At 55.0% G+C, this 14153-nt stretch carries 12 protein-coding genes, 1 tRNA gene and 1 pseudogene; 7 read left to right on the top strand and 7 right to left on the bottom strand.

The window, feature by feature from the left end; all coding sequences use genetic code 11:
- Positions 1-33: 33 nt before the first annotated feature.
- From KGP21_RS06305 to dnaQ, 3 genes are all read right to left on the bottom strand, one after another.
- On the bottom strand, positions 34-1356 hold the full coding sequence (locus tag KGP21_RS06305; protein WP_223537525.1) for a condensation domain-containing protein: 1323 nt from the start codon (positions 1354-1356) through the stop codon (positions 34-36).
- A 314-nt stretch (positions 1357-1670) separates the two neighbouring features.
- Positions 1671-1747, bottom strand: a tRNA-Asp gene (locus tag KGP21_RS06300).
- A gap of 154 nt (positions 1748-1901) precedes the next feature.
- On the bottom strand, positions 1902-2648 hold the full coding sequence (dnaQ, locus tag KGP21_RS06295; RefSeq protein WP_021181966.1) for a DNA polymerase III subunit epsilon: 747 nt from the start codon (positions 2646-2648) through the stop codon (positions 1902-1904).
- On the opposite strand from dnaQ, the pseudogene rnhA reads away from it, so the two are divergent.
- Positions 2602-3188, top strand: a pseudogene (rnhA, locus tag KGP21_RS06290) (ribonuclease HI). The gene dnaQ and the pseudogene rnhA overlap by 47 nt on opposite strands.
- Here the strand turns inward: rnhA and KGP21_RS06285 are convergent.
- Complete coding sequence (locus KGP21_RS06285) at positions 3185-3904, bottom strand: class I SAM-dependent methyltransferase (protein WP_094983000.1); 720 nt, start codon at positions 3902-3904, stop codon at positions 3185-3187. The pseudogene rnhA and the gene KGP21_RS06285 sit on opposite strands and share 4 nt — an antisense overlap.
- 43 nt (positions 3905-3947) lie before the next feature.
- Here KGP21_RS06285 and gloB point away from each other — a divergent pair, with 43 nt between their 5' ends.
- Both gloB and mltD read left to right on the top strand, forming a co-directional pair.
- Complete coding sequence (gloB, locus tag KGP21_RS06280; protein ID WP_223537523.1) at positions 3948-4703, top strand: hydroxyacylglutathione hydrolase; 756 nt, start codon at positions 3948-3950, stop codon at positions 4701-4703.
- Positions 4704-4774: 71 nt separating this feature from the next.
- Positions 4775-6148 carry a murein transglycosylase D gene (gene mltD, locus KGP21_RS06275; protein ID WP_115158538.1) on the top strand — a complete coding sequence of 458 codons (1374 nt, stop codon included), beginning with the start codon at positions 4775-4777 and terminating at the stop codon, positions 6146-6148.
- Between the two features lie 55 nt (positions 6149-6203).
- On the opposite strand, the gene KGP21_RS06270 is transcribed toward mltD, so the two are convergent.
- Positions 6204-6977 carry an endonuclease/exonuclease/phosphatase family protein gene (locus KGP21_RS06270; protein ID WP_021181971.1) on the bottom strand — a complete coding sequence of 258 codons (774 nt, stop codon included), beginning with the start codon at positions 6975-6977 and terminating at the stop codon, positions 6204-6206.
- 250 nt (positions 6978-7227) lie between these two features.
- Entirely contained in the window at positions 7228-8403 is a 1176-nt protein-coding gene (locus KGP21_RS06265) for an MFS transporter (protein WP_179249142.1), read from the bottom strand.
- 105 nt (positions 8404-8508) lie between these two features.
- Here KGP21_RS06265 and yafC point away from each other — a divergent pair, with 105 nt between their 5' ends.
- Positions 8509-9399, top strand: a complete 891-nt coding sequence (gene yafC, locus KGP21_RS06260; RefSeq protein WP_223537521.1) for a DNA-binding transcriptional regulator YafC — start codon at positions 8509-8511, stop codon at positions 9397-9399.
- Here the strand turns inward: yafC and KGP21_RS06255 are convergent.
- The gene (locus tag KGP21_RS06255; RefSeq protein WP_223537519.1) at positions 9396-10268 is read right to left on the bottom strand and encodes a hypothetical protein; all 873 of its coding nucleotides are present in this window, start codon (positions 10266-10268) and stop codon (positions 9396-9398) included. The genes yafC and KGP21_RS06255 overlap by 4 nt on opposite strands.
- Positions 10269-10446: 178 nt before the next feature.
- Between KGP21_RS06255 and KGP21_RS06250 the strand changes: the two genes are divergently transcribed.
- From KGP21_RS06250 to KGP21_RS06240, 3 genes are read left to right on the top strand one after another with little or no spacing between them, the layout of a single operon-like run.
- Positions 10447-11733 (top strand): PTS sugar transporter subunit IIC, encoded by a 1287-nt coding sequence (locus KGP21_RS06250; RefSeq protein WP_021805643.1) that lies wholly within the window; start codon positions 10447-10449, stop codon positions 11731-11733.
- Position 11734: 1 nt separating this feature from the next.
- Entirely contained in the window at positions 11735-12700 is a 966-nt protein-coding gene (locus KGP21_RS06245) for a N(4)-(beta-N-acetylglucosaminyl)-L-asparaginase (protein ID WP_021805644.1), read from the top strand.
- Positions 12693-14153, top strand: a complete 1461-nt coding sequence (locus KGP21_RS06240; protein ID WP_223537517.1) for a M17 family metallopeptidase — start codon at positions 12693-12695, stop codon at positions 14151-14153. Before KGP21_RS06245 ends, KGP21_RS06240 begins: the two co-directional genes overlap by 8 nt.

Here is a 14153-nt window from a genome sequence, read left to right as displayed (position 1 = left end):
TCCGCCAGCGGGCCAGCCCGTTGGCGGAAGATCTTACTGGTTTAGCAGTGGGTAAACCGGCTGCTGCCACGCTTCGGGCATCATCGCCCTACTCAGGAAGCTGTGCAGGTGGGTGAACATCTCCTCGATGTTCAGGGAAGCATACATCGCAGGATCGGCGTCAATATCGATATGCAGTTCGCTAGCATCCGTTCGGCCACGCCAGGTAATGTTAAAGCCATCCCCTGGGCCGCTCGCCATGACTTCGCGCTCTGCTTCACAGCCTGCAAACAGCGGAGGATCGAAGGGAAGTACGTTGATCAACGGAGAGAAAAAGTAACGAGTTCCTTTTCCCAACCCTTGATCGGCGGCCAGGGTCTCAATGCGATAACGCCCGTGAGCACGCAGGTCGCGTAACGTTTTCGCGGTGCGTTTGACGTAGTCCACAACCTTCTCCTGTGGTTCGACATGAACAAACAACGGCAGAATATTCACCGCCAACGCCGGGACGCTGGCGGCCACCCTGCCACGGCGGTTCATGACGGGCACCCAGATTGGCTGTATTTCAGCCTTATTCTCCCCATAAAGCCGAAACGTCAGCCAGGCAGCGGAAAGTGCCAATAGCAAATCCGGCCAACCTGTACCGCAGCGCTCGGAAAAGGCGCTCAACTGCTGGCTAAAATGTTCAGGCAGTACCGCTTCGCTGTGCAGACACTCCGCACCGTAGTCCTCCCCTCCCTTTTGCAGAACCGGGAGCGAAGGCCCATCGGTAACATACCGGCGCCAATACTCGGCATCCTGCCGCGATTTTTCGCTACTGGCGTAGTGCTGCTCTTCAGCCAGAAAATCATAAAATGCATGGAAAGGTTGGCTAGCGGTGGTTTTTTGCAGGCGGGCGCGATAAAGCTCAGCGAGGCGATGTTCGATCAGCGCCATGCCGAAACCATCAATAATGATGTGATGCGCCCGAATATAAACGGTGTAATGCGAAGGTGAAAAGCGGATCAACCAGACGACCGCCAAAGGCTGGCTCAGTAAATTGAGCTGGCGCTCGATGTCGGCCTGCATTATCGATTCGGCAACGTCGGTCTGTTGTAACTCAATCAGGCGTACCCGAGGACGCCGTTGGGGATTGCAGCGCTGCAACGGTAGCTCGTCATTGTCAGCCAGTTGAAACTGGATGGTAAAAACATCGGTTTCAGCAACAACCTGCTCCAACGCCGCCAACAACGCAGGTTCATCAAGCTCGCCGCGTAGCGTGATGCGGTGGGCGACGGTAGAGACGGGCTGATGCGGATGAAAGCTAAACTCCTCCCAAAAATCAAACTGTGCCGGTGTCAGCGGCAACCAACGGACTGACTGAACGGTTTCCAACATGTTCCATCCCTTTTCAGTTTTTCAGTGTTGTGAAACAGCGACGTTGTATTCACCACCCGGTGAACGCCCTGCTTCATCCCAGAGAACAATGTGTGGCTCACGACATGCTCAGCACTGAAAATAAAAAGAAGAATTTGCTCGATCTGACAGGATGAGTAGCCCATCCATTAATGGAAATAGTAATCATTATCAATAAAAAATGAAATATCTTTGCTGTATTTTCAGCAAAAGCCAACGAGGGGAGGAAGGATTGAAGATGGCACAATAGAAGAGACGAAGCCCTGAGTTATTGCTAACTCAGGGCTTCTGAATGTTGGCGGAACGGACGGGGCTCGAACCCGCGACCCCCTGCGTGACAGGCAGGTATTCTAACCAACTGAACTACCGCTCCGCAACGTTCCCTCTTGCGGGGGAACGAGCCGAATATTACGGTTGCCTCGCCATTCCGTCAACGTCTTTTCTTATAAAAAGAGTCGTTTGCACAGTTTTTCAACGAACACGCAATGATTATGCCACTTAACCGCCATTTCTATCCTGCGAGGCCGTTATTCGGCTGCTGCGCCACCACGCCACAGACAGCTACCGCCCTTCTTTTGCACCAGATCCAGACGTGATTCGTGAGCCTGCAATTCTGCGTCACTGGCATAGATCACTTTCATCGCCGTTGCCGGGCGTTGGATGCGCTGGATATCCTGGGCAGAATCCGTCTGCTGGGTGTCCCCTTCCATCTGGAAAGCCATCGAGGTCTGGCCACCGGTCATCGCCAGATAGACTTCCGCCAGGATCTCGGCATCGAGCAAAGCGCCGTGCAGCGTTCGCTTGGTGTTGTCTATCTCGTAGCGGTTGCACAACGCATCGAGGTTGTTACGCTTGCCTGGGAACAGGCGGCGCGCCATCAACAGGCTGTCGGTGATGGTGCAGAAGGTCTCCGTCTTCGGGATATCTCGCTGCAACATACGGAACTCGTGATCCATAAAGCCGATATCGAACGCGGCGTTATGAATGACTAGTTCGCCACCACGGATGAAGTCGATAAATTCAGCGGCGATCTGATCGAAAGTAGGCTTATCCGCCAGGAACTCATCGCTGATACCGTGTACGCCGTAGGCTTCCGGATCCACCAGCCGATCCGGCTTGACGTAAACGTGGAAGTGGCGCCCGGTCAGGCGGCGGTTGATCACCTCAACGGCCCCGATCTCAATGATACGGTGACCTTCGTAGTGAACCCCTAGCTTGTTCATACCGGTGGTTTCGGTATCGAGAACGATCTGTCTGGTTGGTGTAGAGATCATAATGCTGTGCTCATGGCGCTGGTTTATGTCAGACTTGGTTTTTATAAAACTGATAGGAAGAGTCTACCAGAGATGCTTAAACAGGTAGAAATTTTCACCGACGGCTCTTGCCTTGGTAATCCAGGCCCCGGCGGTTACGGCGCAATTTTGCGTTATAAACAGCACGAGAAACTGTTCAGCGCGGGTTATTACCTGACGACCAATAACCGCATGGAGCTGATGGCCGCCATTGTGGCGCTCGAAGCCTTGACCACCCCCTGCGAAGTGGTGCTGAGCACCGATAGCCAATACGTACGCCAGGGGATCACCAGTTGGATCCACAACTGGAAAAAGCGCGGCTGGAAAACCGCCGACAAAAAACCGGTGAAGAACGTCGATCTCTGGCAGCGCCTGGATCTGGCGATTGCCCGCCACACCATCCGTTGGGAATGGGTCAAAGGCCATGCCGGGCATCCGGAAAACGAACGTTGCGACGTGCTGGCACGCGATGCAGCTGGCAACCCGACGCAGGACGACGTTGGCTACAAGCCCGAAGCTTAAGGTAGTTTGCGGTAACTCTTGGTCGCGCCCACTGCGCGGCTGAGTGAGTGCTTTCTTGCCCCGACTTTCATCGGCGTTGGCGTCAGCGGCAAGGTTCGCTTGCGGGCTACAATCACGCTCATACAGCCAAGCGCCGGTAAATGCGTACTCAAGAAAGTCCCTCCCTTGCGCTGCCAAGGCAACACGTGGAAGCGCGTCTGATCCAACACCTCATAATTGAGCAGGCTGAGCCAATCCAGCAGGCGCATCTGGGTAAACATCCGGCTGACGTAAGGCTGGCGTTTGCGCAACCGGGGGATCAGCTTCCCCAAGCCTAGCAGGCTAAAAGGGTTGAAACTGCTGATCACCAGCCAGCCATCGTCGATCATGACGCGATCGACCTCACGCAGCAAACGGTGTGGGTCATCGGCATAAGAGAGCGTATGGGCCAATAGACAGGCATCGACGGACTTGGCCGCAAAGGGCAACTGATAAGGATCGGCCTGCACATGCAGGTTATCCCCGGCCAATCCCACGTTAACCTGATGCGAGATGGCGCACTTTTCGCTATCCAACTCGGCGCTGAGATTGCCGATCTTCAACAGATGGAAACCAAACATCTTGGGCCACCAGGGCTGCAACTGCTGCTCCAACGCTTCACGATAGTATTCCCCCCACGGCAACCCGGCCCAGGAGTAGGGGCTAGTGAGCTTTTCTAGAGTCTGGGCTGGTTTCATGGTTTAGTATCTCTTTCAAGCCGTTGCCAACGAGAGGTGTTCCATGAATCTTATCAGCATTCCCGCTTTTCAGGACAATTACATTTGGTTATTGGCTAACCAGCAAGGGCGCTGCGTGATCGTCGATCCCGGCGAAGCTGGCCCGGTATTGGCGGCGTTGTCCCAACGGCAACTCACCCCCGAGACCATATTATTAACCCACCACCACCACGACCACGTCGGCGGCGTAGCGGAAATCGTTGCGCAATATCCGGATCTGCCGGTGTATGGCCCTCAGGAAACCGCTAATAAGGGAGCAAATCGGTTGGTTCAGGATGGCGATATCCTGGAAATTGGCGGGCGTAGCTACACCACCATCGCAGTTCCCGGGCATACCCTAGGTCACGTGGCATTCTACAGTGCACCTTATCTTTTCTGTGGGGATACGCTTTTTTCTGCGGGCTGCGGACGGCTTTTTGAAGGGACGGCAGAGCAAATGTACCACTCATTTCAACGGCTCGCGCAACTTCCCGACGAAACCCTAATTTGTTGCGCACACGAGTACACGCTCTCAAACCTTAAGTTTGCCAGGACAATTTTGCCGCAAGACCGCCAAATTGAAACATATCAGCAACAAATTGAGCAATCAAGGGCAAAAGGAGTGCCTAGCCTGCCCACAACGTTGCAATTAGAGCGTAAAATTAATCTATTTTTACGCTGCCATGACACTGATTTACAAAAGAAAATAGGCTTTAACTCACCACCGAGCCAGCTTCATTCGGTTTTTTCCGAATTACGCCTGCGCAAGGATGCCTTCTAAGCTTTTAGTTGTGTTTTTTGGCGAAGCAAAGTATCCTTGCTCGTCTTTTAAGCAACTATATTGACACACACATGAAGGCTAAAGCGATACTTCTCGCCTCGGTCTTGCTGGTAGGTTGCCAGTCATCCTGGAAGGATGCACCGGCCCCAAAGCAGCATGCACAGAGTCTGTCTTCGGCAGGTCAAGAAAGTGAAGCAGGAGAGTACACAGCGAGTTCGGCACGGTGGCTAGACAGTAACAGTAGCGCCGCTCAGCAGAACCTGTGGAACTTCATTAGCGACGAGCTGAAGATGGAGGTTCCGGAAAACGACCGGATCCGTGAACAGAAAAGAAAATATTTAAAAAGTAAGAGCTATCTCCACGATGTAACACTACGGGCAGAGCCGTACATGTACTGGATAGTCGGGCAGATTAAGAAACGCAATATGCCGATGGAACTGGTACTGCTACCCATAGTGGAGAGCGCTTTTGACCCTCACGCCACGTCAAGTGCCAATGCCGCAGGGCTATGGCAGATCGTGCCGCAAACGGGTCGCAATTATGGTTTGAAAAACAATCAGTGGTATGACGGGCGCCGTGATGTTGTGGCCTCGACGACCGCTGCGCTTAACATGATGGAGCGTTTGAACCGCATGTTTGACGGTGACTGGTTATTGACCATCGCCGCCTATAACAGTGGTGAAGGCCGAGTCATGCAAGCGGTTAAGGCGAATAAACGTCAGGGTAAGTCCACCGAGTTCTGGGCATTGTCGCTTCCACGTGAAACGTCAATCTATGTCCCGAAAATGCTGGCACTGAGCGATATCATCAAGCACAGCAAAAAGTACGGCGTCAAGTTGCCAAAAACTGACGAAACCCGTGCACTGGCGCGTATTGATGTCGGGCAGCAGATCCAGCTGACTCAGGCGGCAGAGATGTCTGGGCTTTCTCTCACCAAGATGAAGGCTTATAACCCTGGCTATAAGAAAGGCGTTACGGCACCTAATGGGCCCCATTACATCATGGTTCCCAAAAAGAATGCCGCACAGTTGAAAGACTCGTTGGCCGACGGACAGATAGCTGCAACATTACCAACCACCCAGTTGGCGAAGAACAGCGGCCTGTCAGGCGGAAGTGCGTATAAGGTTCGTTCCGGCGATACGTTATCCACCATCGCCAAACGGCTGAACGTTAAGACCAGCGATTTGCAGAGTTGGAACAATTTGCGTGGCAAGAGCACGCTGAAAGTTGGGCAAACCCTGCAAGTGGCCAGCAATGCCAGAGATAACAGCAGCATCACCTACCAAGTGCGTAAAGGTGATTCGCTTTCCAGCATTGCACGTCGTCACGGCGTCGAAATTAACGACGTGATGCGTTGGAACTCAACGCTCGGCAAAGCCAGCAGTTTGCAACCTGGTGTGAAGCTGACGCTGTTTGTCAGCAACAAATCGTCGCCGGAAACCTAAGTTTTCGCTACAAAAAAAGCATCCCTCGGGATGCTTTTTTATTGGTCAAATTTCGCTACCAGACCGGTTGATCGGTTTGCGAATGGAACTCCACCAGCAGCGGATTGTGGTCTGAGGCCTGAGTCACCAGCACCGAGGCCTCTGTAACGCCCAGGTTGCGGTAAAAGATAAAATCCAACGGGCGGCCAAAGGCTTTGCGGCGGTGATCGTCGGCGAAGTTGACCTCGTGCAACGCCATATCGCTGGCAAATTGATACAGCGCGTTGATGCGCTTGCGGCTCCAGGCGTTAAAATCTCCCGCCATAATCACCGGCCCCCGATGAAGGGCAATCTGCTCACCAATCGGGCCAAGCTGCTTGCTGTAAACGTCCACTCCCAGGCTAAAGTTCACCGCGTGGATATTCACGACCATTAACAGTTGGCCATCTAATAGAGGGTAGACGGTGATCAACGCCGACTTGGCCAAACGCAGCAGCGGCTCCCGTTCGCGCAGCGGGCAACAATACACCGGATGTGCAGCCGCCAGCGTCATCACGCCGGAAGGGTGTTGCGGCAACACAAAGGCGGGCACCTGATCGGCCGCCAGATAGTTAGAGGTGGCAAAGCTGACCAATTCCGGCGTGGTCTGCGCCTCCTGCAAGAGCACCAGCTGCGCATCTTTACCGAAGTCTTTCAATACCGAAAGCCAATCGGCACGCTGCTGTTTGAAAATATTCCATACCATCACCCGCAGCGCACCAGACGTAGGCAACGCGGCCCCGGGCGGTAGCGGCTGATTGATGGCACCAGGGAAAATCCGTTCAACTGGCTGGCCCGCAACATACCTCATTGCATAAGTTCGTTTCGGCACGTTATTCGCCTATTTCCCGTTCGGATGAAAATCACGTTGATAGCAACCTGGCTACCAAGACTCAATTCAGTATACGCCTGAGCGGCTCTGCCAACATGGCTTTTAGAGATCCAGTTATAGGGGCAAGGCGGGCCGATTTCAATCAATGCCGTGTATGTGTCTGTAAAGGTTCGCGCTGAATGCGCAAAGGCCCGCCAATGCGGGCCAAGAAGAAAGGTACAAGATGGGATCAGGCGAACTGCCGTGGGTGTTGTTTATCCAAGCGGCCACTGAGGCCAATCAGTAAAAACGCCCCCACGACAATCAGCGCACCGATCCAAGGCGTTTGTGCCAACCCTAGCGAAGCCACGGTCTGCCCGCCAATCACGGAGCCCAATGCGATCCCCACGTTAAAAGCCGCGATATTCAGGCCTGAAGCAACGTCCACCGCGTTCGGCGTGTACTGCTCGGCCTTCTGCACCACATAAACCTGCAAGCCTGGGACATTGCCAAAGGCAAATACCCCCATCACCACTACAGTCAGCAGCGCGGCGGTGCTGTGGCTGGCGGTAAATTGAAACACCAACAGCAAGGCGGCTAACGCGGCAAAGATAAAGCTCAGTGCCCGCACCGCGCCATGACGGTCGGCCAGCTTGCCGCCCCAAATGTTACCGATGGCTACCGCTATGCCATAGGCCAGCAAAATCCAACTGACGGCCGGAGCCGAAAAGCCAGCCAGCTCCTGCATCATCGGTGCCAGGAAGGTGAAAGTCGTGAACACCCCGCCGTAGCCCAGCGCGGTAACGGCGTAAATCAGCAGCAGGCGCGGGTGTGTCAGCACTTGCAGCTGATCGCGGATGCTGGCACTGGCCTGGTTCTTGATGTTGTTCGGGATCAGGATCAGGCTGGCAATAATCGCCACCATGCCAATCAACGACACCGCCAGGAAGGTCTCACGCCAGCCGAAGTGCTGGCCGATAAAGGTGCCTAACGGCACGCCGGTCACCAGCGCAACGGTCAAGCCACCAAACATGATGGCGATCGCCATTGCCGCCTTCTCTTTGGCTACCAGGCTAGTGGCAATCGTCGAACCCACCGAGAAAAACACCCCGTGCGCCAGGCCAGTCAGTAAACGAGCAACCACCAGTGACTCATAGCTCGGTGACTGCCAGGCCAGCAGGTTGCCAAGGGTGAACAGCACCATCAGGCCCACCAGCAGCATCTTGCGCGGCACGCGGCCGGTTAAAGCGGTCAGTACCGGCGCACCGATCGCCACCCCAATGGCGTACAGGGTCACCAGCAGCCCTGCGGACGGCACGGTGACGTTCAACTGCTCGGCGATGGTCGGGATCAAGCCGACAATCACAAACTCCGTGGTGCCGATGGCATAGGCACTGATGGTCAAGGCAAGTAAAGCGAGAGGCATTGCTAACTCCAAAATAGCGTTCGGGTTGATAGCGGTGATTATCTGCCTGTGCTTAAATGATAAAAATGCTCAAAATTTCAAATAAATTTTGCTGACGGAGCAACAATGAAGGCAAATTCGGATGAACTGATCACCTTTGTCACCGTGGTGGAATGCGGTAGCTTCAGCCGTGCGGCGGAGCACTTGGAACAGGCGAACTCGGTGGTCAGCCGCACGGTAAAAAAGCTGGAGAGTAAGCTGGGGGTCACGCTGCTCAATCGCACCACTCGCCAGATAAGCCTGACGCAGGAGGGAGAAAACTATTTCCGCCAGGTGCAGAAAGTCCTGAGCGATATGGCCGCGGCGGAAAATGCGCTGATGGAGAGCCGCCAGCGGCCCCAGGGCCTGTTGCGCGTGGATGCCGCAACGCCGGTCGTGTTGCACGTGCTGACCCCGTTGGTTGGCGAGTTTCGTGCCCGCTACCCGGAAATGTCGCTCTCGCTGGTCTCTTCAGAAACCTTTATCAACCTGATTGAGCGCAAGGTCGACATTGCCATCCGCGTGGGGGAACTGACAGACTCAAGCTTGAAGGCGCGCAAACTGATGACCAGCTATCGAAAAATTGTGACGTCACCGGCCTATCTGCAGCAGTTCGGTACCCCGCAAAGCGTAAAGGAGCTGGCGCAACACTGCTGCATCGGCTTCAACGATCTGCCCAACCTGAACCGCTGGCCATTAGCCTGCGCCGATGGCCGGCAGGTGGAGATTACACCGGGGCTGACTACCAACAGCGGAGAAACACAGCGCCACCTTTGCCTGCATGGCAACGGCATCGCCTGTCTGTCGAACTTTATGATCGATGAGGATATTCAGCGTGGGGATTTAGTGCAGATCCTGGTTAAGGAGACGCTGCCGGTTGCCATACCTGTGAACGCGGTTTATTACAGCGACAGCGCCGTAAGCAACCGCCTGCGCAGCTTTATTGACTTTCTTAGCGAAAGCCTGACACCCCACTAACCTGGCCGATGCTGCAACCAGAATGCGGTGGGCGTCAGGCCACCCAGCTTCTTCTGCGGCCAGTGCTGATTATAGCTGGCACAGAGCGCCTGCAACACGTTATCCAGCGATGAGCTCTCCACCGCTGGTAGCAACTGCGCCAGTTGGCTTTCGAGCCGCAGCACAATCTCCATTTGCGGTAACGCGGGTTGTTGCAACGTTATCCCCTGCTCCCGGCACCATAGCTGTAAGGGATGGGTTTGAGACTCGCTATTGCCGAACAGCTTTTTATTTTCAGTCTCAAGAGATTGTATATCACCTGGGCAGTGCGGTAACAGTTCCTTCAGCCAGTTGACCACCAGCATCGGCGAGGCTCCCGCAAAGGCTCGTGCACTCAGCCAGCCGCTGACCTTCTCTTCGGCCCACAAGAGGTGCTGCTCGCCGCCATCTTCGGCCGATAGGCTAATTCGTTGATAAAAAAGAGCGAGATTCCCCGGCCGTTCACCAGCCTTCACCGCCTTTTTACCTCGTAGCGCCCTATTTTCTGCCTCACCACGTTGGCCCACACCGCGCAGATAGCGATCCAATCCTGCACGGGAGATCGGCTGTTGCATGCCCTGAACCACCACCACCAGCAGCTCATCCAGCGGCAGCTGTAATTTTTGTCTCAGCCAGTTGATAAGCAAACTTTGCTCATCCGTCAGCGCCTTGCGAAGGGTCTTGGGCACCGTATGGCGATCGGCGACATCCTGGCGCTGCCGCCAACGGCGTACCGTCGCCACGGAAATGCCCAGCTCCTGCGCCAATACGCGGTCACTTTTATCCGATTGCTGGATATAACGCCGCACTCGTGGGGTGGTGGTCGCATTCGCATGCAGCTTGATTTCCATCGTGGACTCCACACTAGAATTGATGCTCTATCATAACCAATCTTGTGAGATATTTTATAAATTCACCTCACACTGTGAACTGATTCACCTTTCTTTAAAATCCATTCCCTGATAATCCCAGCTAATAAGTCGCCACCCTTACCTGTTTTCTCCAATAAGCATACCTACGGGGTTTACCATGAACAACGCTCTGGGATTTCTTGAAGCCAAGCTGATGCCTCTGGCGGCCAAGGCCGCACAGCAGCGGCATTTGTGTGCCATCCGCGGTGCCTATGTTTCCTTTATGCCGTTCATTATCGTCGGCTCGATCCTGCTGGTGATCTCGTCATTCCCCAATCAGGGTTACCAGCAGTTTATGGCAGGCCTGTTTGGCGCCAGCTGGAGCAATATCATCGAGATCCCGTTCAACGCGGTGTTCTCCACCATGTCGCTGTTTGTCAGTTTCCTTACCGCTTACCGCCTGGCGGAACATTATGACGAGGATCGCGTCTCCAGCGGTATTCTGTCGCTGGTGTGTTTCCTGATCCTCACGCCGTTTATCAAGGTAGAAGCCTTGGGCAATATCAATGTGATCCCGACCGAGTGGATCGGCAGCAAGGGGCTGTTTGTGGCGATGATCGGCTCACTGCTGTGGACTGAGCTGTTCTGCTACCTCAAACGCCGCAAGCTGATCATCAAAATGCCCGAAGGCGTACCACCTGCGGTACAGGAATCCTTCGCCGCTCTGCTGCCTGCGCTGTTCGTGATTATCCTGGTGCTGGCGATCCGTATTCTGTTCGAACACACCAGCTACCAAACCATTCATCAGTTTATTTATAACGTGGTCGCCACGCCGGTACGTCACTTTGGCACTTCCTATATCGGTGCGCTGCTGACGGTATTGAGTATCACCATCCTCTGGTCGGTGGGGATCAACTCCGGTTCGATGGTCAACGGTATCATCCGCCCGCTGTGGATGGAAAACCAGACCGACAACATCGCCGCTATCCAGGCCGGGGTCACGCCACCGCACATCGTTACCGAACAGTTCTTCGATATGATCTGGATGGGCGGCGCTGGTGCCACCCTGTCGCTGGTGATCGCCATTCTGTTCTTTGCCCGTAGCAACAGCATCCGCGAAGTAGGTCGCATGGGGGCTGCGGCTTCAATCTTCAACATTAATGAACCGATCCTGTTTGGCCTGCCGGTGATCATGAACCCTATCATGCTGATCCCCTTCAACCTGGTCCCGGTGGTGTTGGTTACCGTGCAATACGTGGCGATGAAGGTGGGGGCCGTCGCCGTCACCACCGGGGTATTTATCCCCTGGACGCTGCCGCCGGTGATCAGTGGCTTTATCGTGACCGGCCATTTGAGTGGCAGCCTGATGCAGATCGTTAACCTGCTGATCGGCGCCATGCTTTATCTGCCTTTCCTGCGCATTTTGGACAAACAATATCGCGCAGCCGAAACATCAGGAGTTTGATATGTGGGGAATGATTGCAACCTGGCGTATGGCACTGGAAGGCGTCACCCAGGCCAGTGAAACACTGAAAGCCGGAGCAAGCGCCGCACAAAGCGTGGTTAGCGCGGTGGCGGAAGTGGAGGACTTTCCGTTTTATAAATCTGTCGGTTTCGGCGGTCTGCCTACCGAAAATGGTGAGGTAGAACTGGATGCAGCCTTTATGGATGGCGATACGCTGGCCTTTGGTGCCGTTGGTAACCTGGTGGATATCGCCAACCCGGTGAAGGTTGCCCAAGCGCTGAGCCGCGAACGCTTCAACAGCGTCCTGGTGGGCGCTGGCGCACGTGAGTGGGCCCTTAGCCAAGGTTTTGCCGACAAGACCATGCTCACCGAGCGAGCAACCCAGCACTATCGTAAACGTTGCCGCGAAACCATCGATAAGGGCCTTAGCCCCTACGATGGTCACGATACCGTCGGCATTATCGGCCTCGATTTGCATGGCTCAATGAGCGTGGCCACATCTACCAGCGGCTTGTTTATGAAACGCCGTGGCCGCCTGGGTGATTCACCGGTGATTGGCTCCGGTTTCTACTGTGACAGCCAGATCGGTGCGGCAACCGCCACGGGCGTGGGTGAAGACCTGATGAAAGGCTGCACCAGCTATGAGATCGTGCGCCGTATGCAGCAAGGTATGACACCACAACAGGCGGCCGATTCGGTCGTCTTCGAGCTGGAAGACCGCCTGATTGCCCGCTTTGGCCGGGTGGGCGATCTCTCCGTAGTCTGCATGAATCGGCAGGGAGAATTCGGCATCTCTACCAATATCAAAACCTTCTCGTTTGTGGTCGCCAGCGCCATCCAGCCACCGACGGTGTACCTGGCAGAACGCCGTGCCGAGCATACCCACTACACTCCAGCCAGCAAGCAATGGCTAACCGACTATGCCGAGCGCATTCGTGCGCCGATTGAGGAGATCCATTTTGATTAATTATCGATTACTGAGTGAAATCCCCTCATGGGAAGTTAACAGCCATGTGATTAGCTATCCCGGCAGCCCACTGCAATTACCCTGCAATGCTGCCCTGTTACAGGAACTACAGGCCACCGCCCAACAGCAAACCGCCGACTGCGCCTATGGCTGTGCTCCGGCAGGTCGCGTCACACTGTTGCCAAAAACGTTCTGGCTCGATGGGCAAACCAGCAAGCTGGTCACCGCACTGCGTCCTCGACTACGCAGCGGCTCTATTACGCAGTTGATCGTCGACTGTACGGTGTTTGACCACCGTAGCCTGCTGGCACTGCCCCCTCTGCTGCATTTCCTGTTCAACCTGGATTACCAACTGAGCGATCTCGGTCTGAAAAAGGCAGAAGCAGCACCCACACCGCGTATCCAGGAGTTGGTATTCTATTGCCAGCCGGAGCAACGAGCCACTCTCGAGCAGCGATTGTCTCAAGCGGCTGCCACCGCCATAGGGATGAAGGCAGCACGACGCATTGCCGACATGCCAAGCGATCGTTGTACCCCAGCATTTTTCGCCAGCGAGATCGCCTGCCAGATTGCCCCCTATCCCAGCCTGAGTTGCGAAGTGTTGGATGAACAGCAGATCGCTGAACAGGGTCTTGGCTTGCTACAGGCGGTTGGTAAAGGTGCCGATAATCCTCCGCGTCTGGTGGTGATACGTTACCAGGGGAGCGACACTGGCCCCTTCAGCGCCTACGTGGGCAAAGGTATCACCTTCGATACCGGCGGCCTGTGGCTAAAAGGTGGCGATGGCATGTACACCATGAAATATGACATGTGTGGCGCAGCTAACGTCTTTGGCCTGATGCTGGCCGTGGCAGAACTCAAGCTGCCGGTCCGTCTGGTAGGCGTACTGGCGCTGGCCGAAAATATGATTGGCCCGGCAGCGATGCGCCCAGGCGATGTCGCAACCAGCTACAGCGGCTTAACCGTGGAAATCAATAACACCGATGCCGAGGGGCGGCTGGTACTGGCCGATGGCATCGCCTACGCCAGCAGGTTGACCCATAATCAGCAGCCGCCAGAATACGTGATCGATCTGGCTACGCTCACCGGCGCGGTGGTCAAAGCCTTGGGTTACGATCTTAGCGGCCTGATGACCGAGGATGAAAACCTGCGTCACGATCTCACTCAGGCAGGCTTGCGTAGTGGAGATCCTCTGTGGTCGCTGCCTTTGGATGATCGTTTCAGCAAACAGGTCGAGAGCCATATTGCCGATCTGTGCAACACGCCGACCAACAATGCGGCTATCAGTACCTCTGCCGCCTACTTCCTAAGCCGTTTCAGCCCGGCGGATATTCCCTGGGCGCACCTTGATATCAGCGGTACCGCGCTGTGGCGCGAAAATGGCCGTAGCGTGGCCTCTGGCCGACCGATCCCACTTTTAATCCAGCATTTGCTGGAACGCCTGGAGAAATAA

It is taken from the genome of Serratia sp. JSRIV004, assembly GCF_019968705.1.
Classification (GTDB): domain Bacteria; phylum Pseudomonadota; class Gammaproteobacteria; order Enterobacterales; family Enterobacteriaceae; genus Chania; species Chania fonticola_B.
Note: the sequence above shows the minus strand (reverse complement) of the source record. Positions and strands in the feature narration are given on the sequence as shown.

Excerpts from the sequence above, each read along its gene's own strand:
- KGP21_RS06305 (WP_223537525.1), bottom strand. The coding sequence starts at position 1,356 with ATGTTGGAAACCGTTCAGTCAGTCCGTTGGTTGCCGCTGACACCGGCA.
- dnaQ (WP_021181966.1), bottom strand. The coding sequence starts at position 2,648 with ATGATCTCTACACCAACCAGACAGATCGTTCTCGATACCGAAACCACC.
- KGP21_RS06285 (WP_094983000.1), bottom strand. The coding sequence starts at position 3,904 with ATGAAACCAGCCCAGACTCTAGAAAAGCTCACTAGCCCCTACTCCTGG.
- gloB (WP_223537523.1), top strand. The coding sequence starts at position 3,948 with ATGAATCTTATCAGCATTCCCGCTTTTCAGGACAATTACATTTGGTTA.
- mltD (WP_115158538.1), top strand. The coding sequence starts at position 4,775 with ATGAAGGCTAAAGCGATACTTCTCGCCTCGGTCTTGCTGGTAGGTTGC.
- KGP21_RS06270 (WP_021181971.1), bottom strand. The coding sequence starts at position 6,977 with ATGAGGTATGTTGCGGGCCAGCCAGTTGAACGGATTTTCCCTGGTGCC.
- KGP21_RS06265 (WP_179249142.1), bottom strand. The coding sequence starts at position 8,403 with ATGCCTCTCGCTTTACTTGCCTTGACCATCAGTGCCTATGCCATCGGC.
- yafC (WP_223537521.1), top strand. The coding sequence starts at position 8,509 with ATGAAGGCAAATTCGGATGAACTGATCACCTTTGTCACCGTGGTGGAA.
- KGP21_RS06255 (WP_223537519.1), bottom strand. The coding sequence starts at position 10,268 with ATGGAAATCAAGCTGCATGCGAATGCGACCACCACCCCACGAGTGCGG.
- KGP21_RS06250 (WP_021805643.1), top strand. The coding sequence starts at position 10,447 with ATGAACAACGCTCTGGGATTTCTTGAAGCCAAGCTGATGCCTCTGGCG.
- KGP21_RS06245 (WP_021805644.1), top strand. The coding sequence starts at position 11,735 with ATGTGGGGAATGATTGCAACCTGGCGTATGGCACTGGAAGGCGTCACC.